The organism is Promicromonospora sp. CA-289599 (assembly GCF_050936155.1).
Classification (GTDB): Bacteria; Actinomycetota; Actinomycetes; order Actinomycetales; family Cellulomonadaceae; genus Promicromonospora.
In genome coordinates this window covers 1,427,875-1,449,016 of the sequence record NZ_JBNJNI010000001.1, presented here as the reverse complement: position 1 = coordinate 1,449,016, position 21,142 = coordinate 1,427,875, and the positions used below count along the sequence as shown (strand labels likewise).

The window sequence follows — 21,142 nt, the reverse complement described above, 5'->3', positions numbered from 1 at the left end:
CCGGGGTAGTGGAAGGCCACTGCCCCGGCACACGGGCGCGGAGAGCTCCTACGCCAACCGCCGGGTCAGCAGCAGCCGCGGCCGGGTCACCAGCCAGGCCGCGCTGACCGCAAGCACCGGCAGCGTCACTGCCAGGCCCACGAGCCACAGCCAGGGGACCTCGACGGTCCACGCACCGGCGTTCGATGCCATCTCCCAGGAACGCATGAGGCGGACGAGGGCAGCGCCGAGGACTCCGCCGGTGCCGAGCCCCAGGACGGTTCCTACCACGGAGATCGCTCCCGCCTGTGCGGCGACGACCGTCCGCCGTGTCCGGGGCGTGGCGCCGACGGCTTCGAGCGTCGCCAGGTCCGGCCGGGACTCCGCAGCGGCCAGCCCGGCCGCGAGCCAGGTGACCCCCAGTGCCACGGCTGCCGCGATCAACGCGATGAGCAGGGCTCCGAAAGCCTCGCCAGTCGGTTCGGGACCTCGCTCGGTGCGGGCGGTCACGAACCCTGTGCTGCTCCCGGCCGAGGCCGGTTCGGTCTCGCTGGGGTCGAGCCCCGAACGCATCTCGAGGTCACCGAGCCGGTCCGCGAGGGTCTCCGTCTGAGCCGTCGTCGGGACCGTATCGGTCTCGACGACAAAGCGCTCGACTCGTTCCTCGCTACCCAGCTCGTCGAGCAGCGCGGGCGGGATGATCGGAAGGTTCGGGACCGCTTCCACGCCGTCGCCGACCTCCGTGGCGGGGACCCGGACGGTTTGGAACCTCAACGTCTCGCCCGTCAGCGCATCCTCGGAGGCGGGGTAGGTCTGGATCTGCAGCTCGACCGTGCCGTCAGAAGAGACCGTGCCGTGCGGGACGACCGCTCGGCCCGCGCGGAGGGCCGTGACTGCGGCATCTGCCGTCTTCCCGGTCAGGCCGAGCACCGGAACCAGGTCACCGTCGTCGACCACCGGCGTTCCGAGGCCACTGCTGCGCCCGGCACCGGACAGGTCGACGGTCATGACCATCGCGCTGGTGCCGTCCGTCGCCTCCGCGAGGACGGGGACCGGGGTGATCGTGGTGACCCCCGGGAGGACGCCCCGGATCGTGGCCTCTATCTCCGGACGCAGCCCGTTGAGAGGCAGCGTCGTGTCGGTGGAGTAGACGACAGTGGCGCCTGGAGCCGAGATCGGCGTGTAGACACGCTCCCGGAACTGGGAGTCGGACGTCAGGTAGATGAGCCCCGCGGTGGCGCCGGCGACGGCGACGAGCACCGCGGCGATGGCGGGCGACGTCCGTGAACGGTGCCTGGCGGCATCCCGCAGAGCGAAGCGGGTGGGCAGCGGGAGCCGTCCGGAGATCCTGGCGAGCCCGGCCACGATGCCGCCGGTCGTCATGACGAGCCCGATCTCGGCCACGACGATGCACCATGCGAGCACGTTGGCGTCGCCGTTCGCGGCCGTGGCCGCGAAGGTGCCGGCCAGCCCGGCGCCCGCGAGGAGGACGCCGAACGCGGTGGCCCATCCCCTGGCGCGGCGGTTCCCGCGGCGCCCGGTCAGCGTGGCGACGACGTCGAGCCGGGCTGCGGCCCGGGCCGGCATCCACGCCGCGGCAACTGCAACGACCAGCCCGACGAGCACCATGCCGCCGACCCTGGGCCACGGCACGACCACGGCGGGCAGCTCGTAGTACGCGACAGGAATCGCGGCCACGGCGATGCCGGCGAGGGCCGCCAGCACCGACGCACCGAGGCCGATCACGACGGCGGGAGCCATGGCCAGTGCGCGGAGGGCTCTCGGCGAGGCGCCCTGCGCGGCGGCGATCGCGAGCGAACGCTCCTGCCTCCGGGCGCTGACGGCGAAGGCCGGGCCGACGACGAGAATCCCCTCGAGCAGGGCGATAATCGTGATCGCGCCACCGAGCGCGAGCTCGTCCGCGAGCAGCCCCCCGCCGTAGTTGGAGAGCGTCTGAGCCTCCCGTGGTGGGAGGTCCGTCAGCACCTCCTGGCTGATGACGGCGACGCCGTGCTCGTTGAGCCGTAGCGCGTCGTCCCACGTCACCGGGGTGGGACCGGAGACGAACCACCCGACCTCACCCCGACCGGGAACGGCCAAGAGAGACGGCGACACGTCGTCGGGATCGGTGTGCACCACCGCCCCCGCCTCCTTGGGGAGGTGCCTGCCGAGCAGCCCAGAGATCTTGCGGGTCTCGGTCCCGCCGCCCCGGGCCTCGACCTCGACGACGTCGCCGATCTCGACGCCTATCTGCTCGGCGACGCCACGTGCGAGGGCGATCTCGTCGGGTCCGGGCGCGGCGCCGTCGCGGACCTTGAAGGCCGCCGCGACGTCCGCGTCGCGCAGGTCGGTCCGCGCCATCCTGCTGGTGAGGTGCAGCTCCGGCCCGTGCAGCACCACCTCGACCGCCTCGACCGGCACGAGCCGGTCACCGGGTGGCAGCACGTCGGCGAGCTCCGCCTCGTGCTCGGCCCGAGTCGGCGGCTCCCCGGACTCCGCACCTCCGCCCCAGGTGGCGTTCGTCGCGTCGAACGTCTGGCGCACGTGCCCGCCCCGGTAGATGAGCGAGGCCTGCAGGTCGGGTCCGAGCGACTCGACGCGGACGCGCTCCGGGCTCTCCTTGCTCGACTCCAGCGCGGTGAGCGCCGTGGTCCCTGCCAGCACCGGCAACGCCACCATCACGGCGACCAGTGCGGTCCGGCCGACGTGCCGCCGCGCGTCCCGTCTGGCGAGCCGCAGCCCGAGCCGCCAGCGGGCGATGAGGGTGCCGCGCGTCCCGCTCATGTGTCGGCCTCCATCAGGTCGGCAGGCTCGCCCATCGGGCCGGCGGGGTGACCGCCGGCATCCGTGCCGATGATCTCGCCGTCGCGTAGGTGGATCATGCGGTCCGCCCACGCCGCGTACCGCGCGTCGTGGGTGACCAGGAGCCCCGCTGCACCGGCGTCGACCCGGTCGCGGAGCAGACGCATCACTGCCTCGCCGGTGACCGAGTCGAGCGCGCCGGTGGGTTCGTCCGCAAGGACCAGCCGACGTGGTCCCACCAGGGCGCGGGCGATCGCGACCCGCTGCTGCTGCCCACCGGACAGGTCCTCCGGGAATCGTTGGCGCGCCGACGCCAGCCCGACGGCATCCAGCGCATCGGCGGCCTGCTCCCGTGCCGTGCTGACGCCCACGCCGTCGAGCTCCAGCGGGAGCGCCACGTTCTCCAGCGCGGTCAGCGCCGGGATCAGGTTGAGGTCCTGGAACACGTAGCCGACGTCGCGCCGTCTCACCTCCGCGCGACGCCGTGCGTCCATCGCGGTGACGTCGCGCCCACCGACGAGCACGGTGCCCGACGTCACCGAGTCCAGGCCGCCTGCCACGTTCAGCAGGGTCGACTTGCCCGATCCCGACGGGCCCATCACGGCGACGAGCTCGCCCTCGCGGACCGCAAGGTCGACGCAGTCAAGGGCACGGACCTGCGTCGGTCCTTGTCCATGGATGCGGGATACGTCTGCCAGCTCCAGCACGACGCTCATCGTGTGCTCCTCTTTGATCGTTCGGTCTGGGGTCCGTCGGCTACCGTCGCCTCGACGTGGTCCAGCCAACGGGCCTCCGCCTCGATGGCGAAGACCTGCGCGTCCAGCACCAGGGAGCGGGCCCGATCGGTCGCGGGGTCGACCTGGCGCTTGGCCTGGGTCAGTGCGCGCAGCGCGCGCATGGTTTCTGCCCGCTGGTGCCGCACGACGGCGGCCACGTCGACTCCGGGCACGGTGACGGCCAGGGCGATCTTGATCGCGAGCTCGTCGCGCTCGGCCTTGCCGCGGGGGACGGGCGTCTCCCACCAGCTGACTGCCGCTCTCCGGCCGGTCTCGGTGAGGTGATACCGCTCGGCGGTCCGTCCGGTCGTGGTGGCTGCCGACGGGTCGACGTCGGTCGCCTCGCCGTCGCCCGCCTCGACGAGGCCGTCGCGGAACAGCCGGTTGAGGGTGGTGTACGCCTGGCCGATGTTGAGCGGCCAGGAGCTACCGGTGCGGCGTTCGAACTCCTGACGGAGCTGGTAGCCGTGCATCGGCTGTTCGCTGAGCAGGGCGAGGAAGCCCTGTCGGACGGACACGGTGTCCTCCAATAGTTATCGAGTAAGTACCTGTTGGAGGCATGCTTACCCGGTAACTATCGTGGGTGTCAACGAAATGCCCCGTAGACACGTCAGACCCGCAGGTCGCTCGCGGCGGCCTGCGGGTCTGAGGTATCTACGGGTGAGGCGGTCAGGCGGTCGTGCGGCGGACCACCGTGCGGCTCAGCGTTCCCGTCAGCAAGGACCAGACCGCGCAGCCGATGACTATCCAGACGATCGCGGCGAGGATCGCCGGGACTATCTCGAACTGGCCCGCGAAGGGCACCATGGCGAGGATCACCGTGGCCAGGGCGACGACCCAGCCGAAGAACGACCTGGGCCGCGGTGTGCTCATGACGAGCAGGTAGAGCACTATCGCCGCCACCAGGGCGAACAGCGCACCCGCCACCACCCAGGCCAGCATGTCGGACCCGGTGGCGAACAGGTCGGCCTGCGCCTGGACCTCGAGGTTGAGGACCTCCTCCAGGATGAAGTCGGCGGCCAGCCCGATCAGGGCCGCTACGACCATCGTCGCCAGCGCGCCTGCCCAGAACCGGCCGACCTCGAGGCCGAGACGCGGGTCCTCGGTGCCGGACGTGACCGGCTGTACCTGTTGTGCCTCGTCGGGCGTCTGTCCCACCGCCTGGGTGGGCATTCCAGGGGCCTGTGCGGGCGGCGGTTGGACCGCCGGCGGCTGCTCCCCATACTCCTGCCCGTAGGGGCGGTTCGGGTCACTCATGGTGTACCTCCCGGTTGTGAGCCCTATGTCCCACTCCACCATGGAACCGAGCCGCACGCACGGGCGCAGCAGGAAGGCCGCAATCCTGGACGGCGACGGCGACGGCGACGAACCCGGCGGGCACCGCGGTGGGTAGTGGTGCCCATGGTGCTCGCGTGCCGCGATCGCTATGGTCTGTCCAGTCGTTCGTCGGATGCTGGAGGCGGTTGTGAGTGGGTTCGTCGGTGCTGATGTCGAGCAGCTGCGGTCGATGGCCACGTCCTTGGACGGTGAGGCCGACCGGCTGACCAACGCGTTCGAGGCCGTGACCCGAGAGGTCGACGGCGTGCCGTGGTTCGGGCCGGCTTCCGAGGAGTTCAGCTCCCTGTGGCACGAGCTCCACCGCCCGGCCGCCGTGGCGGCGATGGTGGCCCTGTCCGACATGGCCGAGAAGCTCCGGGCGAACGCCGACGCGCAGGAGCAGACGAGCGCCGACCTCGGTGGGAGCGCCGGCGTCGTGGGTTCCACGGCCGGGCCGGCGCCGTCGATGGTGCCGGTCGCGGCCCATCAGACCCTCCCCGGGCGGGACGGCGGCGAGGGCGAGGCCCCGGCGCCCGAGCAGGCCCCGCCGATGGGGCCGTTCGCGCCCGGGTACGCACCCGGAGAGGCAGGCGGGCCCGGCGTGGTGATCGGTCCGCCCACCAAGCCCGACATCACGTGGGACGACGACTTCGAGTACGGCTCCGCGGATCCGGGTTTCGGCGACTACGTCGACTGGAACACCTGGGGGCTCAAGGAGAAGGCGGCCCACCTGCATCCGGGCCTGCAGGACGCGGCCGACTTCTACAGCCACTACCGGGACAACACCGGGCTGCCCAAGGAGTTCGACTACGAGGAGGCGTACAGCGACGACGAGTCGGTGCGACAGCTCGTGGACAACGAGATCGCCCGGACGCAGCAGGGTGTCGACCAGCTCATCGCGTCCGGGGCGAGCGGGGAGTTCTCCGTGACCGGGGACGCCCACGCGACGTCGGACGACAACCTCTACCCGAAGACGGAGAACTGGCAGAAGACCATCGGCGGGTACCAGCAGTGGAGCAGCGGCGACGTCGAGGTCGTCGGAGACCAGGCGACCATGACCGTGACGGTGCACGCCGAGGACTACTACAACTTCAACTCCGGCGACGCGGACATCGCGAGCGGGGCCCCGGACGATGAGAACGGGCGGTTCACGGAGCTGGGGTGGGCGAAGCCGTTCGAGAGCCACGGTCAGCTGACGCGAGTCGTCACGTGGACGGTCGGCGACCCGGGCAGCGTCAAGGTCGCGGAACCGGAAGGTGGTCGCTGATGAACAGGCGTCGCAGCGGGGCGCTCGTCGCGGGGCTGGTGGCAGTGCTGCTGCTGACCACGGCGTGCGGCGGGTCGAACGGTACGGACGGTACGAGCGGTACAGGCGGACGAGGAGGCGGCATGTCTGAGGAGTCGGCGATCGGCGAGAAGTTCGGGGACGGCGAGCTGCGGACGGACCTGGAGCCGCTGACCAAGCGGTTCTCGACTCTCGGTACGCCGGTCGGCGCCGAGTGGATGGGCGGCACGCTGGGCGACGCCCCGGGGCCTACCACCTACTGGATCGACGCGGTGATCGAGGTCGACCCGGCCGTCGCCGACGAGCTGCGTACCACCTACGCGCCCGAGGCGGTCAGCACGCCGCCCGACGTGGTCAGCGGTATCCAGGACAAGCTCCCCGCGGGCACGCTGCTCTCTTCCGACGCCCTGGACAGCGCGGTGTCGGGCGGCGGGTACGCCACCGACGTCTACGTGGCGCAGGACGAGCCGTTCGTGGTGCTGGCGGCCTACGGATCCTCGAGCTAGCACCCGTGCGCCTCGGCGCGCACGGCACATATCGGCGCAGGTCGCACGGCATATTTCACCCCACGCGGTATTCGTGGTGCCGCGCAGTCCGCAAGCCCTATTCTCTGCACGTGGAGGTGTTGGCATGAGTGAGATGTACGGCGCAGACGTCGAGGCACTGCGGGCGCTGGGCACCGCGATGGAGCGGCACGGCGAGACCCTCGAGCTCGCGGTCGGGCAGCTCACCGATGCCGTGAACTCGGTCCAGTGGTCCGGACAGGACCACGAGGAGTTCGTCAACGAGTGGCAGGCGCGCCATGCCGTGGCGCTCCTGGCCGTGGCGCAGGCGATCGCGGCCGCGGGGGCGAAGGCGGTCGCCAACGCGGACGCGCAGGAGCAGACGAGCGAGTCCTACGACGGGGGCGGGGTGCCCTCGGGGATCTCGGAGGGGACCGACGGAAGCTCGTCCGAGGGGCAGGGGAGCAAGGAGAAGGAGCCGGCGGGTGCGGCCGGCGACATGGGCAAGGTCGAGGACATCGGCCAGGTGCCGCTCGACGACGCGGCGATCGACGCGAGCATGATCGACCAGGGGCGGCTCGCCGACTGCTGGTTCCTCGCGTCCGCGGGCGCCGTGGCCGAGAGCAACCCGAAGTGGATCCAGGACCACATCAAGTACAACGCCCAGGACGGCACCTACACGGTGACGTTCTACCGGGACGGCGAACCGGTACACATCACCGTCGAGGACACCGCCTACGAGAACGCTGCGGGCGACCCGAACGGCAACGCGTCGTGGATCACGGTCTACGAGAAGGCGGCAGCGGTGTACATGGGCGGTGAGTACGAGGACATGAACTACGACAGTGCCGAGACGGCGCTGGAGATGATCACCGGCAAGGACACCTCGAGCGAGTCGCTCGATCCGGTCCTGCCGTGGGAGGACCCGCCCAGCCTCGAGTCCATCGGCGAGCGCGTGAAGAACGGTGAGCCCGTCGTCGCGGCATCCCCGGACGGCGGTGGCTGGTTCGGCGACCCGCCTCCGGACAACAAGGTGGTGGGCAACCACGTGTACACGGTGCAGGGCGTCTCGGCGGACGGCAAGACGATCACCCTGGTCAACCCGTGGGGGCCGACCGGCGGTACCGGGTCGGACGGCGCCTCGAAGCCCGGCACGCTCACGATGTCGGCCGAGGAGTTCTACAAGAACTTTGACTCGGTGACCTACGGTGAGCGGACGAAATGACGGACCTTGATGCCGGAGCGGCTGCTCTCGGAGCGGAAGGAATGGCCATGTCCGACGGAGGAAGCCCCGCCGTGCCCGCGGATTCCGTGCTCCGCGTGCGGCAGAGCGCTCAGCTGCGGATCGGGACGGCGAGGATCGGCGTGATGGTCGCCGGCCCGCGCCACGGCGTGCCGACGGCGCGCCTGCTCGTGCGCGCCGACGACGGCCGCCACGCTCAGTCGGACGTCGAGGTCGGCCAGCGGGTGGGCCTGTTCGACGAGGGCGAGCTCGAGCTCGTCGGCGTCGAGGGCGGCCGTGACCCGAAGGAGAAGAGCGCCGTCCTGGTCCGCCACGTCCCCCACCGGCCCTAGCGGAGGTGCTGCAGGTCCAGGACCAGGTTCTTGACGGCGGACGCCGGGACCTGGCCGGCGTCGTCGTCGACCCAGCGGGCCACCGACCCCGGGACGTCCGCGTCCGAGCACAGCACGAGCGGCGTGTCCGCCGACGAGTCCGGCAGACGGCCGTGCGTGCCACGCACGTACGACGCGTCGAGCGGCGTGGTGCTCATGGCGTACCGCAGGCCGAGCTTCTTGCGCACCAGGTTCAGGCCCGCCTTCGCCTTGGCCAGGGGATCGGCGGGGTTGAAGAACAGCTCGGCGGGGTCGTAGCCGGGCTTGCGGTGGATGTCGACGCCGCGCGCGAACTCGGGCGCGCGGTCGTCGTCGAGCCAGTAGTAGTACGTGAACCAGGCGCGTGGCTCGGCCACGACGACCAGCTCGCCCGCCCGCTCGTGGTCCAGCCCGTACTTCGCCTGCGCCTCACGGTCGAGGACCTCGTCGACGCCGGGCACGCCGCGCAGCAGGTCCGCGACCCGGGTCACGTCCGAGGCGTCGTCGACGTACACGTGCGCCACCTGGTGGTCGGCGACGGCGAAGGCGCGCGACGTCCACGGGTCGAGCTGTTCGCGGCCGTCCTGGGTGTAGACCTCCAGGAAGCCCTCGCGCCGCAGGACCCGGTTGATGTCGACCGGCTGGTTCGCGGGACCGATGCCGTACTCCGAGACCACGACGACCGTCACGCCCGCGGCCTCGGCGTCGTCGAGCAGGGGCGTCAGCACGACGTCGAGCTCGGCCGCCGCCCGGTCGGCCTCGGGTGACTCCGGTCCGAACCGCTGCAGGTCGTAGTCGAGGTGCGGCACGTACGCGGTGGTGAGCTGGGACCTCCGGGTCCGCAGCAGGTGCCTGGTCACGTCGACGATCCACCGCGACGAGGCGATGGAGGCCGTCGGGCCCCAGTAGGTGAACAGCGGGAAGTCGCCGAACCGGCCGATCAGGTCGTCGTGCAGTGCCACGGGCCGGACGTACGCGTCGGGCGACTTGCGCCCGTCGGCGTGGTAGATCGGGCGGGGCGTGATCGTGACGTCGGTGGTCATGCCCATCGCGTACCACCAGCACACGTTGTCGGCCGTGTACATCGGGTCGTGCCCGCGGCCCGCCTCCCAGATCTTCTCGCCCGCGACCAGCTTGTTGTGCTGGCGCCAGAGGTACACGTCGCCGAGCTCGCGGAAGTACCAGCCGTTGCCGACGATCCCGTGCTCGGCGGGCATCAGCCCGGTGAGCATCGTCGACTGCACGCTGCACGTCACCGCGGGCAGCACGGTGGCGAGCTCGGACTGCCAGCCCGCCGCCGCGAGCCGGCGCAGGCGCGGCATCCGGGCCAGCGCGCGAGCGGTGAGCCCGACGACGTCGAGCAGCAGGACAGGCCTCATGCGTAGGTTCCTTCCGAGCTGGTGGTGGTGGTGACGTCGGCGCGGACCAGCAGGTTCTCCCGGGCCCAGCGCAGCTCGGCGGCGATCCCGGTGACGAGCTCGTCGGCGCCGCCGGGCAGCACGTCGGGCGGCAGGACCGACCACGTGTACGTCTCGACGTCGAGGTGCGCCTCGGAGCCGTGCGGCGCGGCCCGGACGGCGGCGACGGCGTCGCGCAGCACCTGGGTCGTCGCGGTGAGCGGCGGCGCGGGCTCGTGGTGCAGCGGCACGTGGAAGTGCACGCGCCACGGGCCCTCGCCCGGCAGACCGGGTCGCCGATCGGTGTCGCCGAGCGCCACGGGCAGGTCGTCGGAGGCCAGCACGTCACCGGATCCCGTGAGCTCGCGCACCTGGTGCAGGTAGCGCTTCTCGACGAACCGTCCGACGGCGTCCCGCGCGCCCGGCGCCGACAGGTCCGCGACCTCCAGGGCCGCGGACGCCTGCACCTTGACCACGCGCAGGCCCGCGTCCGTGATCCGGCGGACGGCACCCGCCGGGTCGGCGAACGACACCGCCAGGTGGCACGTGTCCAGGCAGACGCCGACGTACTCGGGGTCGATGCGGCGATCCTCGGGCCACTCGGGGCCGGTGCGCGCGGCGAGCCACGCGACGACGTCCTCCACCGTGTCGAGCACGCAGCCCGGCTCCGGCTCGACGGCGATCCGCACGGTCCTGCCGGTGCGCCGCTCCAGCTCGCGCAGTTCGGCGGACACCGTGGCGAACGCCTTGGTCGCCTCGTCGTCGTCGGCGCGGGTCCAGGGTGCACGCCAGGCCAGGGGCAGGGTGGAGATCGACCCGGAGGCGCCGTCGGGCAGCAGGTCGGCCAGCACGCGCGCGCACGCGAGGACGTAGTCGAGGCGGGCGCGCTCGGCCCAGGTGGGGGAGTAGACGGCGAGCTTGACGACCTCGCGGTGGAAGCCGCCGTACGGGAAGGCGTTGAGGGTGTGCACCTGGAGCCGGTGCTCGGCGAGCGCCGTGCGCAGCCGTTCCCGGTCCTCGGCGGACGCGTCGAGGCGGTGCGCCAGCTCGGCGGGCAGCCACAGGCCGACGCCGAGCGTGTCGAGGCCCGCGGCCGCACGCACCGGGCCCGAGTAGCGGGCGAGCTGGTCGATGACCCCGTCGAGGTCCTCGGACGGGTGCACGTTGGTGCAGTAGGAGAGCAGCATCGTGATCCCCTCAGGCCCGCGCGCCGCGGAGCACGGACGAGCCCTCGAACTCGACGCCGGGGGTGGGCGGCGCGCCCTCGGTGAACCCGGGGACGGCGTCGAGCACGAGGTTGCCGGACTGCCCGTAGAACGCGACGGGGTTGCGCCAGAGCACCTGGTCGACGTCGTCGTCGGTGAACCCCGCGGCGAGCATCGCCCGGCCGGTCCTCGCGGTCTTGAGCGGGTCCGAGCGGCCCCAGTCGGCGGCGGAGTTCACGATCATGCGCTCCGTCCCGTACTCCTTGAGCAGGGCGACCATGCGGTCCTCGTCCATCTTGGTGTCGGGGTAGATGGAGAACCCGGCCCAGGCTCCGGCGTCGCGCACCAGCGCCACGTTGGTCTCGTTCAGGTGGTCCACGAGCACCCGCTCGGGCGCCAGGCCCGACTCCCGCACCACGTCGAGGGTGCGGTGCGTGCCGGCGAGCTTGTCACGGTGCGGGGTGTGCACCAGGACGGGGAGCTCGGCGTCGCGCGCCATCTGGAGCTGCGCGGCGAACACCTCGTCCTCCTCGGGCGTCATCGAGTCGTAACCCACCTCGCCCACGGCCACGACACCGTCCTTGAGCAGGTAGCGGGGCACCTCGGCGAGCACCTCGCGGCAGCGCGGGTCGTTCGCCTCCTTCGGGTTGAGCGCGATCGTCGCGTGGTGCCGGATGCCGAACTGTGCGGCCCGGAACCGCTCCCAGCCGACCAGGGAGTCGAAGTAGTCGGTGAACGAGCCCACGCTGGTGCGCGGCTGGCCCAGCCAGAACGCCGGCTCGACGACGGCGCGCACGCCCGCGGCGTACATGGCCTCGTAGTCGTCGGTGGTGCGGCTCGTCATGTGGATGTGGGGGTCGAGGATGCGCAACGTCACTCCCTTGTGGTCGACGGCCGAGCTGTGAGCCGGTCGAGATCGGTGGGTACTTCGCGGCCGGCCGCCCGGCGTTCGGCCGCGAAGTCGCGAGCCATGCGGTCCAGTTCGTCGTCGGCCCGGGCCGCGAGGCCGCTGGCGGCCTCCAGGCTCACGCCCTGGAAGACGAGCTTGAGGACCGCGTGCCGCCACGTGTGCTGGTCCAGGTACCGGGCGCCGAACGGGCCGACGGCGGCCGCGACGAGGCTCGGATCGTTGGCGCGCAGGGCGTCCGCGGCGAGGTCGAGGCCGGCCGAGACGAGCGCCGTCGCGTCATCGCCGCCGAGGCTGTCCCGTTCCGCCAGCACGTCGAGGCCGCGCAGCACCCCGCGCCGCTCGGCGGCGTCGCCCTGCCGGTAGAGGGAGGCCAGGCGGTCCGCGCAGTCCGGACCGGTGCCCACCGCGTCCGCCAGTGCGACGACCAGGGCCGCCCGGGCGGCGTCGTCGAGGGTGCCGTGCACGACGCCGGACGGGTCCGCGTCGGGCCGCCGCGGCGCACGGCCCACCCGGCGGGCGGCGAACGCGAACGCGCGGGTGATGCTGTCAGGGTCGCGGGCGACCTCGGCAAGGGCCGAGGTCAGCCAGTCCGAACCTGCCCGGTCGACGGGGATGTCGGCGTTCATGACCCGGTCCTCTCTCCGGTAGGCGTGCCGATGACGGCGCCCCACGCCCGCATCAGGGCCGCGCGGCTGTCGAGGGCGAGCCGGGGGGCGTCGTGCGAGTGCCGGGGCAGCTCGACGGCGGCGACCCCCGTGTAGCCGACGTCGGCCAGGGTGGCGAGCACCATCGGCAGGTCGACGACGCCCTCGCCGAACGGCCGGTGCTCGTGGTGCGTGCGCGGCATGTCGTCGAGCTGCACGTTGCTGAGGTACGGCGCGGCGGCGCGGAGCGCGCCCTCCACGCCGTCGGGCTCCACGACCAGGCAGTGCCCGACGTCGACGGTGATCCCCAGCTCGGGCGGCATGCCGACGTCGTCCAGGAGCCGCAGGGCGTCGTCCACCGTCTCCACGAGCATGCCCGGTTCGGGCTCGACCGCGAGCCGTACCCCGCGCTCCCCGGCGTACTCCACCAGGGCGGAGACGCGGTCGCGGAGCCGTGCCCAGCCGTCGGCGGGCGCGGCGTCGTCCGGCAGGATCCCTGAGAAGAACGAGACGCAGCGGGCGTCGAGGTCCGCGGCGATCTCGATGGCGCGTTCGAGGTAGCGCACGCGCAGCGTGGCGTCCCGGTCGACGAGCGTGGGCCGGTGCTTGTGCAGCGGGTCGAGCAGGTACCGGGTGCCGGTCTCCACGACCACCGCGGCCCCGGAGCCCCCGCGCATCCGCGCGAGGTGGGCGCGGACCGCGGTGACGTCGTCGCCGGCCAGCGGCGCGAACGGGTCGAGGTGCGGAAAGCCCAGGGTGAGCGCCACCGCGTCGTACCCGACGTCGTCGAGCACGTCGAGCGCCTGGTGCAGGGGGTGGTCGCCGAAGCCGTTGGTGCCGTAGCCCAGCAGGAACGGGGGCCTCACGTGATGCTCACCCCCGCCTTGCCGCGAGCGCGGCCCAGGAGCCGCAGTCCGTACCCGACGGCGGCGACGCCGGCCAGGAGCGCCGTCGTGCCGAGGCCTCCCGAGCGGGCCGCCCAGGTCGCCTGGAGCGGCACCATCGCCTGGATCCCGGACCGGGTGGCGGTCCGGGCGTTGCCGGCGGTCGGCGTGACCGCCGCGCGGACCTGCGCGGGCAGGCAGGCCGCCGCGTAGGCGCTCGCGGCCGCGACGGTGGTCCAGCGGACGGCGGTGCGGCGGCCGGTGGCGGCCGAGCCCGCGGCGGGCGCGGTGGCGGCGGCAGCGGCGGCCCCCGCGAGGGTTCCGACGACGACGCCGCCCGCGACCCGCGTGGTCGTGCCGTGCACCTCGCCGCGCGAGAGCACCGTGACGCCGAGCGTGTGGGCGGCGAGGCCCGCGGCGGCCGGGAGCGCGGACCGCAGGTGCCCCGGCGTCGCGCCGAGCAGCACGTCCAGCCCGCGGCACGCGGCCATGACGAACGGCCCCGTCGGGTGGTCCTTGGCGACCAGGTCGTAGGTCCAGACGCAGGCGGCGAGCGGTACGGCGACCGCCAGGGCGCGGCGTCCGCCCGCGAGGCCCGCGGCCGCCACGCCCGCCGCGGTGAGCGCCGTGCCCACCGTCAGCGCGCCGCGCGGTGTGACCCGGCCGGAGGGGATGGGCCGTTCGGGGCGTTCGACGGCGTCCAGGTGCCGGTCGGCGTAGTCGTTCAGTGCCATACCGCCCAGGTAGAGGCAGGCCGACGCGACGGGCAGCAGGGCGTGGCGTCCCCGGAGCGCCGTCGGCGTCCCGGCGCGGGCGGCCGCGAGCCCGGCCAGGGAGTCGCCGACCACGCTCAGCGCGGCGGGCGCCCGCACCAGCTCACCGATGTCCCGGAGGCTCGGCCGAGCACCGGGCGGGCGTCGGGCCGGATACCCGGCGGGCTCGTCCGACGAGTCGCCGAGCGGGGGGTCGAAGCGGGGTGCGAACCGGGGTTGTGGCACCGGGTTCATCGTTGGACCCGCGCCGACGTGCGACGGACCCATTCCTCGAGGGCGCGGGCCTGGTCGGCGGCGTCGTGCACGTCGGAGTCCCACGGGTCCTTGAAGAAGAAGCCCAGCTCCTCGATGGTCCCGCTGATCCCGGCGGCGTGCGCGAGCGCGAGCAGGCGGGCCAGGTCCAGCACGAGCGGCGCGGCGAGCATCGAGTCGTGGGCGCTCCAGGTGGTCTGGAGCGTGAGCCGCGAGCCGAGGAAGCCCTCGACGTGCACGTGGTCCCAGGCGACCTTGATGTCCCCGAGGTCGGGCACGTTGTCGATGTGCAGGGGCGTCGTCTCGCTGCCTGTCAGCGCTGTCAGGCCGCGGGCCTTCGTGGCGAGCTTGCTGCGGACGGCGTCCGGGTCGGCGAGCGTCGCGCCGTCGCCGCCGCCCAGCAGGTTGGTGCCGGACCACGACAGCACCTTCAGGTTGCGCGCGGCGAACGCCGGGGCCAGGACGGTGCGCAGCCAGGTCTGGCCGGTCTTGCCGTCCTGTCCCGCGACGGGGATGCCGCGCTCGCGCGCGAGCCGGGCCAGGGCGGGTACGCCCATGCCGGCCGACGGCGTGAAGGCGGCGTACGCCGCACCGGCGAGGATCGCCGCGTACGCCGACACCGAGGACGCCGGGAGCACCGCCCGGGTCGGGTCGGTCAGAGCGGTGAGCAGGGCGTCGGCGTCGTCGTGCTCGGGCACGTGGACGACCGGTGGCTCGGTCGAGGAGAGGTCCACCATGACTACCCGGGCCAGGTCGTGCCGCTCGCGGAAGGAGGTGATGTCGGCCGCGAGGCGTTCGGCGACCGCCTGCTGGGAGGCGTTCTCCTTGCCCGCGCGCGGGTCGTACCCGGGGCGCACCTCGGCGTCGGCCCGCTCGAGCGCGTCGTGGGTCGCGGCGAGCAGGCGCGGCGGGATCATGCCCGTCTCTACGAGGGCTTCCGCCCGCTTCGTCATGGTGACGGAGGAGATGTCGTGCCCGCCCACCACGAGGTCGGCGAACCCGGGCAGCCCCGCGGAGGCGAAGGGTTCGCGTGCCGTGACGCAGCCCGTCGGCGGGGACTGCCCGTCGGCGATGGCCGCGAGGCCGGCTGTTGCGGTACTGGCCACGGAGCCCCTGGCTCCGACGAACCAGACTCCCGTGCGTTCTGCTGCATCGTGGCGTGCAGAGGCGTCGTGCATCATCGCTCCCCGGTTCGACGTCGTCGTCCCGAGCAACCTATCCCGCACTTATGGCGATTAGCAAACAAAAGTTCAAACATTCGCGTAAGAAGCGAGATGCCCGACATGGACCGGAACTTCTCCGCCGCCGGGGGGCATGGTCCGGAGAAGCTCGGGCGGCCCGCTGGTCCGCCTGCTGGGCACCGCTTCCGTCGTCCGCCCTGCTGTGGCACGATGACCCGCATGACGACCCCGCGCTCCACCCTGCGACAGGTGATCATCATTTCTTAGCGCGTCCGGAGACACCCCACCGGACGCGCAGACCTTCCACACTCGGAGGGTCTTTTTTTGTTGGTCAGGCCGCCCCGCTCCAGCGGGCCCGGCAGATACATCGTTGGGAGCATCGATGACCACCGCCTCGTTCCAGGTGTACGACACGACGTTGCGCGACGGCGCGCAGCAGGAGGGGATGAGCCTCTCCGTCTCCGACAAGCTCGCTATCGCGGTACTCCTCGACGAGCTGGGCGTCGGCTACATCGAGGGCGGCTGGCCGGGCGCGGTTCCCAAGGACACCGACTTCTTCGCGCGGGCCGCCACCGAGCTCACCCTGAAGAACGCGGTGCTCGCCGCGTTCGGGGCGACGCGCCGCGCCGGGGTCCGGGCGGGCGACGACCCGCAGGTGCGTGCCCTGCTCGACGCCGCGACCCCCGTCGTGACGCTCGTGGCCAAGTCGGACGTGCGGCACGTGGAGCGGGCGCTGAGGACGACCCGCGCCGAGAACCTCGCGATGATCGCCGACACCGTGAGCTTTCTCGTCGCGGAGGGCCGCCGCGTGGTCCTCGACGCCGAGCACTTCTTCGACGGCTACCGGCACGACGCCGACTACGCGACGAGCGCCGTCACCACCGCGTTCGAGGCGGGGGCGGAGGTCGTCACGCTCTGCGACACCAACGGCGGGATGCTGCCGACCTGGGTCGGCGAGGTGGTGGGCGAGCTGCGCGCCCGGACCGGCGTCGGCCCGGAGCAGAAGTTCGGCGTGCACGCGCACAACGACAGCGGGTGCGCCGTCGCGAACTCGCTCGCCGCGGTCGAGGCGGGCGCGACGCACGTGCAGGGCACCGTCAACGGTTACGGCGAGCGCACGGGCAACGCCGACCTCGTCACCGTCGTCGCCAACCTGGAGCTGAAGGCCGGCATGTCGCTCCTGGCCGACGGCGGCCTGCGGGAGGCCGCCCGGATCTCGCACGCCATCAGCGAGATCACGAACATCTCGCCGTTCGCGCGCCAGCCGTACGTCGGGGCGAGCGCGTTCGCGCACAAGGGCGGGCTGCACGCCAGCGCCATCCGCGTGGACCCGGACATGTACCAGCACACCGACCCCACCCTGGTCGGCAACGACATGCGCATGCTCGTCTCCGACATGGCCGGCCGGGCCTCGATCGAGCTCAAGGGTCGCGAGCTCGGCTTCGACCTAGCGGGCCAGGGCGAGCTGCTGTCCCGGGTGACGAACCGCGTGAAGGAGGACGAGGCGGCCGGCTACACCTACGAGGCCGCCGACGCGTCGTTCGAGCTGCTGCTGCGGTCAGAGCTGGGCGAACGCCCGGAGTTCTACACGGTCGAGTCGTGGCGGACCATCATCGAGACCGTTCCCGCGGGGGCGGCGGCGCCGCCGGTCCACGCGCCGGACGCCGTCGCGGTGGCCGAGGCGACCGTGAAGATCTGGGCCGGCGGCGAGCGGATCGTGACGACGGGCGAGGGCAACGGGCCGGTCAACGCGCTGGACCACGCGCTGCGGACCGGGCTGTCGCGGGTCTACCCGGAGCTCAGCAGGTTCGAGCTCATCGACTTCAAGGTACGGATCCTCGACCAGGAGCTCGGCACCGACGCGATCACGCGCGTGCTGATCGAGACCACCGACGGTGAGCACTCGTGGGCCACGGTCGGCGTCGGACCCAACGTGGTCGAGGCGGCCTGGGAAGCGGTCACCGAGGCGTACGTGTACGGCCTTCTCAAGTCGGGCGTGGAGCCCCGCCTGTAGATATTGCCGAGACAGGCCTCTGGCGAGGGGTCTCGACAAGCCCGACCACCGGTGGTCGAGCTTGTCGAGACCCCTCGCCAGAGGCCTGTCTCGAACGAGAGGGGTGGGTCAGGCGACCGGGGCCGCCGGGCGGTCCGTCTTGGGCCTGCCCTGGTCGAGGCGCTGGTCGCGTACCGCCTCGTACGTCGCCTTGATGGCGATCGACGAGCGGTCGTACGTGCGCTGCGCGACGCGGACGAACAGGTAGTCGACGACCGTGAGCTGCGCGATGCGGCTCGACATGGCCCCGACCCGGAACTGGGTCTCGCGGGCCGTGGTGGCCAGGACGACGTCGGACACGAGGCCGATCGGCGCGTCCGGGAAGTTCGTGATCGCCGCGGTGAGGGCGCCGCGCTTGCGGGCGATCTCGAGCGCCTGGTTGGTCTCGCGCGTCTGACCCGAGTGCGAGACGGCGATCGCGACGTTGCCCGGCTCGAGCAGCGCCGACGAGGCGAGCTGCTGGTGCGGGTCGGGGGAGGTGAACACGAAGACGCCGATGCGCTGCAGCTTCATCGCGAGGTCGGCGGCGGCGAGGTTGGACGAGCCGACACCGTAGACGTCGACCCGCTTGGCCTCGGCGATGGCCGTGGCCACCCGCTCGATCGCGTCGGTGTCGATCATGCGGGCGGTCTCTTCGATGGTCCGCGCCTCGTGGAACGCGATCTTCGAGACGACGGCCTCGATGTCGTCGGTCTGGTTGATCTCGCCTTCGGCGATGCCGGACCGCTCCATCTCGACCTCGCGCCGGCTGGTCGCCTGGGCCAGGTCGATCCGGAACTCGGGGTAACCCGCATAGCCGACGGCACGGCAGAACCGCACCACTGTGGCCTGTGACGTGTCCGCGTGACCCGCGAGCTCGGTGATGGTCGACTGGACGACGGTGTTGGGGTCGTCGAGGACCGTCTGAGCCACTCTGGCTTCTGCTGGTCGCAGCGTCGGTAGTGCGCGCCTGAGTCGGACGAGGACGTCACCTGTCATGTCGCATCTCCCGGGTTGGGGTGGTGGGGCTGGGGCTCGGAAACATACACCCGTACCGGGGATTCGGGCATGACGGGGTAGTGAAGGAACGCGTCAGTGACGGACCGTCGGTCACTGAAACTCGTCACCAGGCAGTTCGGTGGCCGAGAGCTCTGCGGCGAGGATCTCCTTGGCGCCGGTGTCTTCCGGAGTCTCGTGCAGGGTGTGGTGGCCGTCGACGCGGACGGTCAGCCACGGGCGGAAGCCACCGACCGACTGCGGCGCGTTGGTCAGGCGCCGGGCCAGGGTGAGCGCACCGTCCAGCGGCGTGCCGCCGCTGGGTACGAGGGAGACGTCGGGCCGGTCCTCGGAGAGGTGCTTGGTCAGCGACACCGTGAGCGGTGACTCCTCCTGCACCAGGCGGCCGGTCGTGGACGCGAGCGGCGGGATGCCCTTGCCGAGTGCGCTCGACAGCGTGTCGGCGAGGTGCCGGCCCGCCTCCTCGAGGATCTTGATCGACGTCGGGTCGCCCTCGGCCGCAGCGATGATGACCTCAGGGGCCATCGAGGCGAGCTGCTTGGCGCGCTCGGCGTTCTTGTAGAACTGGTTGGGCCAGCTCTCGATGAGACCGAACTTGGCGACCGCTGCTTCCAGCAGGCGCTTCGAGGCGCCGCGGCTCGCGCCGTCGTGGTACCGACCGGCGGCACGCAGTGCCTCGCCGCCGACCCAGACGCCGGCTCCGAGGTCACCGAGCAGGTGGCCCCAGCCGTCGGCACGACGCCAGCGGTTCACGCCGTCGAACCCGAAGGCGACAGCACCCGTGCCGACGGAGAGCACGGCACCGGCGCGCCCGCGGAGGGCTCCGATGTGCGCGGTGAGCGCGTCACCCGCGACGGCGGTCCGGTTGGTCCGCAGCTCGCGGGCCAGGATGTCGTGGATCTCCAGGGGCTTCTCGACCAGCGAGGTCAGCCCGGTGATGCCGACGGCGGCGGACGAGACGGGAGCGGTGCTGCCGTCGCTCATGCCGTCGTGGCCCATGCGGGCGGCCCACGCGTTGAAGGACTGGCACAGCGATGCGACGACCGCCGCGGCATCGCTGCCGTGGTGGTTCACCTTCACGGCGCGGCCGGTCAGGCTGATGCGCTCGGGGTGCGTGGAGTTGCCGAACTCTGCGACCAGGCGCGAGCCACTACCGCCTACGTCGAGAGCAACGACCCAGGCGTCGATCGCCACTTCATCGATATCCAGTGCGAGTTCGGACACCCGATCATTCTGACACGGAACCGGGGCAAGGATGTCTAAAGAAAGGAGGAAATTCTGGTCTGTTCTGCAGCGCCATCTTGCCAAATGTCGGTTGTGTCCGACCGGTGTGCCCGACGCCGGACTCGTGCCTTCCGTACCAAGGTCGAGTCCGGCGCCGGACTCCGCAGGCACCGTCGCCTACTGTGAACACGTGCGCGGAGAGTTCAAGGTTCCACACGGAAAGCTGGTTCGTGTCGAGACCGAGGTGGTCGACACCGAGGGGTCGGCCGGCCGGCTGGCGGACACGAGGGTGAGCGGGGACTTCTTCCTCGAACCCGACGAGGCCCTGGAGGCCATGGGCGAGGCCCTCGACGGGCTGCCCGCCGACGCCTCGAAGGCCCAGCTGGCCGAGGCGGTGCGGGGGGCGCTGCAGGGTGCCACCGCCGTAGGGTTCGACGCCGACGCCGTGGCCGTCGCCGCCCGGCGGGCGCTGGGCCACGCGACCGCCTGGGAGGACCACGAGTTCCAGGTGATCCGCACCCCCGCGGTGTCGCCCCTGCTCAACGTCGCGCTCGACCAGGTGCTGACCGAGGAGCTGGGTGCCGGACGGCGCGGGCCGACCCTCAGGTTCTGGGAGTGGGACGAGTCCGCGGTGATCATCGGATCGTTCCAGTCGCTGCGCAACGAGGTCGACGTCGAGGGTGCCGCGCGGCACGGGGCCCGCGTGATCCGGCGGATCTCCGGGGGTGGCGCCATGTTCATGGAGCCCGGCAACACCATCTCGTACTCCCTGTACGTGCCGGGCTCGCTCGTGGACGGGCTGAGCTTCGAGCGGTCCTACGCGTTCCTCGACGACTGGGTGATCGGTGCCCTGCACGGGCTCGGCATCGACGCCGCGTACGTGCCGCTCAACGACATCGCCTCGCCGGCCGGCAAGATCGCCGGCGCCGCCCAGAAGCGGCTCGCCGGGGGCGCCGTCCTGCACCACGCGACGATGGCCTACGACATGGACGCCGGCAAGATGACGGACGTGCTGCGGATCGGGCGCGAGAAGCTCAGCGACAAGGGCACCCGCAGCGCGAACAAGCGGGTGGACCCGCTGCGCTCCCAGACCGGGCTCGGCCGGACCGCGGTGATCGACGCCCTGGAGGCGTCGTTCCGTGCGCGGTACCGGACCGTGACCGGCGAGATCACCACCGAGGAGTGGGCGCTCGCCGAAGGGCTGGTCGAGTCGAAGTTCGGCACGCGGAAATGGACGGCACGCGTGCCATAGGCCCCGTGCCATGATGAGCAATCACAGTTTGGTAACACCCCTAGCAGATCATTCATCACGTCAGTAATCTCCACGCAATGCCGCGTATTGGGAATTTCATTTCTCAGCAATTTCAC

19 protein-coding genes are annotated in these 21,142 nt (G+C 72.0%); 6 read left to right on the top strand and 13 right to left on the bottom strand.

Annotated features, from left to right (window positions below):
• Positions 1 to 48: 48 nt before the first annotated feature.
• The 4 genes from ACQEVI_RS06480 to ACQEVI_RS06465 all read right to left on the bottom strand — a co-directional run bounded on the left by ACQEVI_RS06480 (position 49) and on the right by ACQEVI_RS06465 (position 4,814).
• A complete protein-coding gene (locus ACQEVI_RS06480; RefSeq protein ID WP_432895853.1) occupies positions 49 to 2,763 on the bottom strand; it encodes an FtsX-like permease family protein in 2,715 nt (904 codons plus the stop codon).
• A complete protein-coding gene (locus tag ACQEVI_RS06475; protein WP_432895851.1) occupies positions 2,760 to 3,497 on the bottom strand; it encodes an ABC transporter ATP-binding protein in 738 nt (245 codons plus the stop codon). The genes ACQEVI_RS06480 and ACQEVI_RS06475 overlap by 4 nt, the downstream gene beginning before the upstream one ends.
• Positions 3,494 to 4,075 (bottom strand): PadR family transcriptional regulator, encoded by a 582-nt coding sequence (locus tag ACQEVI_RS06470; RefSeq protein WP_432895849.1) that lies wholly within the window; start codon positions 4,073 to 4,075, stop codon positions 3,494 to 3,496. Before ACQEVI_RS06470 ends, ACQEVI_RS06475 begins: the two co-directional genes overlap by 4 nt.
• Before the next feature lie 151 nt (positions 4,076 to 4,226).
• Entirely contained in the window at positions 4,227 to 4,814 is a 588-nt protein-coding gene (locus ACQEVI_RS06465; protein WP_432895847.1) for a DUF6069 family protein, read from the bottom strand.
• Between the two features lie 208 nt (positions 4,815 to 5,022).
• Between ACQEVI_RS06465 and ACQEVI_RS06460 the strand changes: the two genes are divergently transcribed.
• From ACQEVI_RS06460 to ACQEVI_RS06445, 4 genes are all read left to right on the top strand, one after another.
• Entirely contained in the window at positions 5,023 to 6,141 is a 1,119-nt protein-coding gene (locus tag ACQEVI_RS06460) for a hypothetical protein (protein ID WP_432895845.1), read from the top strand.
• Positions 6,141 to 6,665, top strand: a complete 525-nt coding sequence (locus ACQEVI_RS06455; protein ID WP_432895843.1) for a hypothetical protein — start codon at positions 6,141 to 6,143, stop codon at positions 6,663 to 6,665. Before ACQEVI_RS06460 ends, ACQEVI_RS06455 begins: the two co-directional genes overlap by 1 nt.
• A gap of 124 nt (positions 6,666 to 6,789) precedes the next feature.
• Positions 6,790 to 7,887: a C2 family cysteine protease gene (locus tag ACQEVI_RS06450; RefSeq protein ID WP_432895841.1), complete on the top strand. Its 1,098-nt coding sequence runs from the start codon at positions 6,790 to 6,792 to the stop codon at positions 7,885 to 7,887.
• A 47-nt stretch (positions 7,888 to 7,934) separates the two neighbouring features.
• A complete protein-coding gene (locus ACQEVI_RS06445) occupies positions 7,935 to 8,237 on the top strand; it encodes a hypothetical protein (RefSeq protein WP_432895839.1) in 303 nt (100 codons plus the stop codon).
• On the opposite strand, the gene ACQEVI_RS06440 is transcribed toward ACQEVI_RS06445, so the two are convergent.
• From ACQEVI_RS06440 to ACQEVI_RS06410, 7 genes are read right to left on the bottom strand one after another with little or no spacing between them, the layout of a single operon-like run.
• The gene (locus ACQEVI_RS06440; protein WP_432895837.1) at positions 8,234 to 9,634 is read right to left on the bottom strand and encodes an alkaline phosphatase family protein; all 1,401 of its coding nucleotides are present in this window, start codon (positions 9,632 to 9,634) and stop codon (positions 8,234 to 8,236) included. The two genes, ACQEVI_RS06445 and ACQEVI_RS06440, sit on opposite strands and share 4 nt — an antisense overlap.
• Positions 9,631 to 10,839: a metabolite traffic protein EboE gene (gene eboE, locus ACQEVI_RS06435; protein ID WP_432895835.1), complete on the bottom strand. Its 1,209-nt coding sequence runs from the start codon at positions 10,837 to 10,839 to the stop codon at positions 9,631 to 9,633. Before eboE ends, ACQEVI_RS06440 begins: the two co-directional genes overlap by 4 nt.
• 10 nt (positions 10,840 to 10,849) lie before the next feature.
• Complete coding sequence (locus ACQEVI_RS06430) at positions 10,850 to 11,734, bottom strand: TatD family hydrolase (RefSeq protein ID WP_432895833.1); 885 nt, start codon at positions 11,732 to 11,734, stop codon at positions 10,850 to 10,852.
• Positions 11,731 to 12,393: an EboA domain-containing protein gene (locus tag ACQEVI_RS06425; protein WP_432895831.1), complete on the bottom strand. Its 663-nt coding sequence runs from the start codon at positions 12,391 to 12,393 to the stop codon at positions 11,731 to 11,733. The genes ACQEVI_RS06430 and ACQEVI_RS06425 overlap by 4 nt, the downstream gene beginning before the upstream one ends.
• Positions 12,390 to 13,277, bottom strand: coding sequence for a sugar phosphate isomerase/epimerase family protein (locus ACQEVI_RS06420; RefSeq protein ID WP_432895829.1), 888 nt, complete (start codon positions 13,275 to 13,277; stop codon positions 12,390 to 12,392). Before ACQEVI_RS06420 ends, ACQEVI_RS06425 begins: the two co-directional genes overlap by 4 nt.
• A complete protein-coding gene (locus tag ACQEVI_RS06415) occupies positions 13,274 to 14,293 on the bottom strand; it encodes an SCO3242 family prenyltransferase (RefSeq protein WP_432895827.1) in 1,020 nt (339 codons plus the stop codon). The genes ACQEVI_RS06420 and ACQEVI_RS06415 overlap by 4 nt, the downstream gene beginning before the upstream one ends.
• A gap of 5 nt (positions 14,294 to 14,298) precedes the next feature.
• Entirely contained in the window at positions 14,299 to 15,498 is a 1,200-nt protein-coding gene (locus tag ACQEVI_RS06410) for an inositol-3-phosphate synthase (RefSeq protein ID WP_432895825.1), read from the bottom strand.
• Positions 15,499 to 15,883: 385 nt separating this feature from the next.
• On the opposite strand from ACQEVI_RS06410, the gene cimA reads away from it, so the two are divergent.
• The gene (gene cimA / locus ACQEVI_RS06405; protein WP_432895823.1) at positions 15,884 to 17,515 is read left to right on the top strand and encodes a citramalate synthase; all 1,632 of its coding nucleotides are present in this window, start codon (positions 15,884 to 15,886) and stop codon (positions 17,513 to 17,515) included.
• A gap of 108 nt (positions 17,516 to 17,623) precedes the next feature.
• Here the strand turns inward: cimA and ACQEVI_RS06400 are convergent, their stop codons facing one another.
• Positions 17,624 to 18,532, bottom strand: a complete 909-nt coding sequence (locus ACQEVI_RS06400) for a MurR/RpiR family transcriptional regulator (protein WP_432895821.1) — start codon at positions 18,530 to 18,532, stop codon at positions 17,624 to 17,626.
• A gap of 111 nt (positions 18,533 to 18,643) precedes the next feature.
• Entirely contained in the window at positions 18,644 to 19,774 is a 1,131-nt protein-coding gene (locus ACQEVI_RS06395; RefSeq protein ID WP_432895819.1) for an N-acetylglucosamine kinase, read from the bottom strand.
• A 190-nt stretch (positions 19,775 to 19,964) separates the two neighbouring features.
• Here ACQEVI_RS06395 and ACQEVI_RS06390 point away from each other — a divergent pair, with 190 nt between their 5' ends.
• Positions 19,965 to 21,026: a lipoate--protein ligase family protein gene (locus ACQEVI_RS06390; RefSeq protein WP_432895817.1), complete on the top strand. Its 1,062-nt coding sequence runs from the start codon at positions 19,965 to 19,967 to the stop codon at positions 21,024 to 21,026.
• The last annotated feature ends 116 nt before the right edge of the window (positions 21,027 to 21,142 follow it).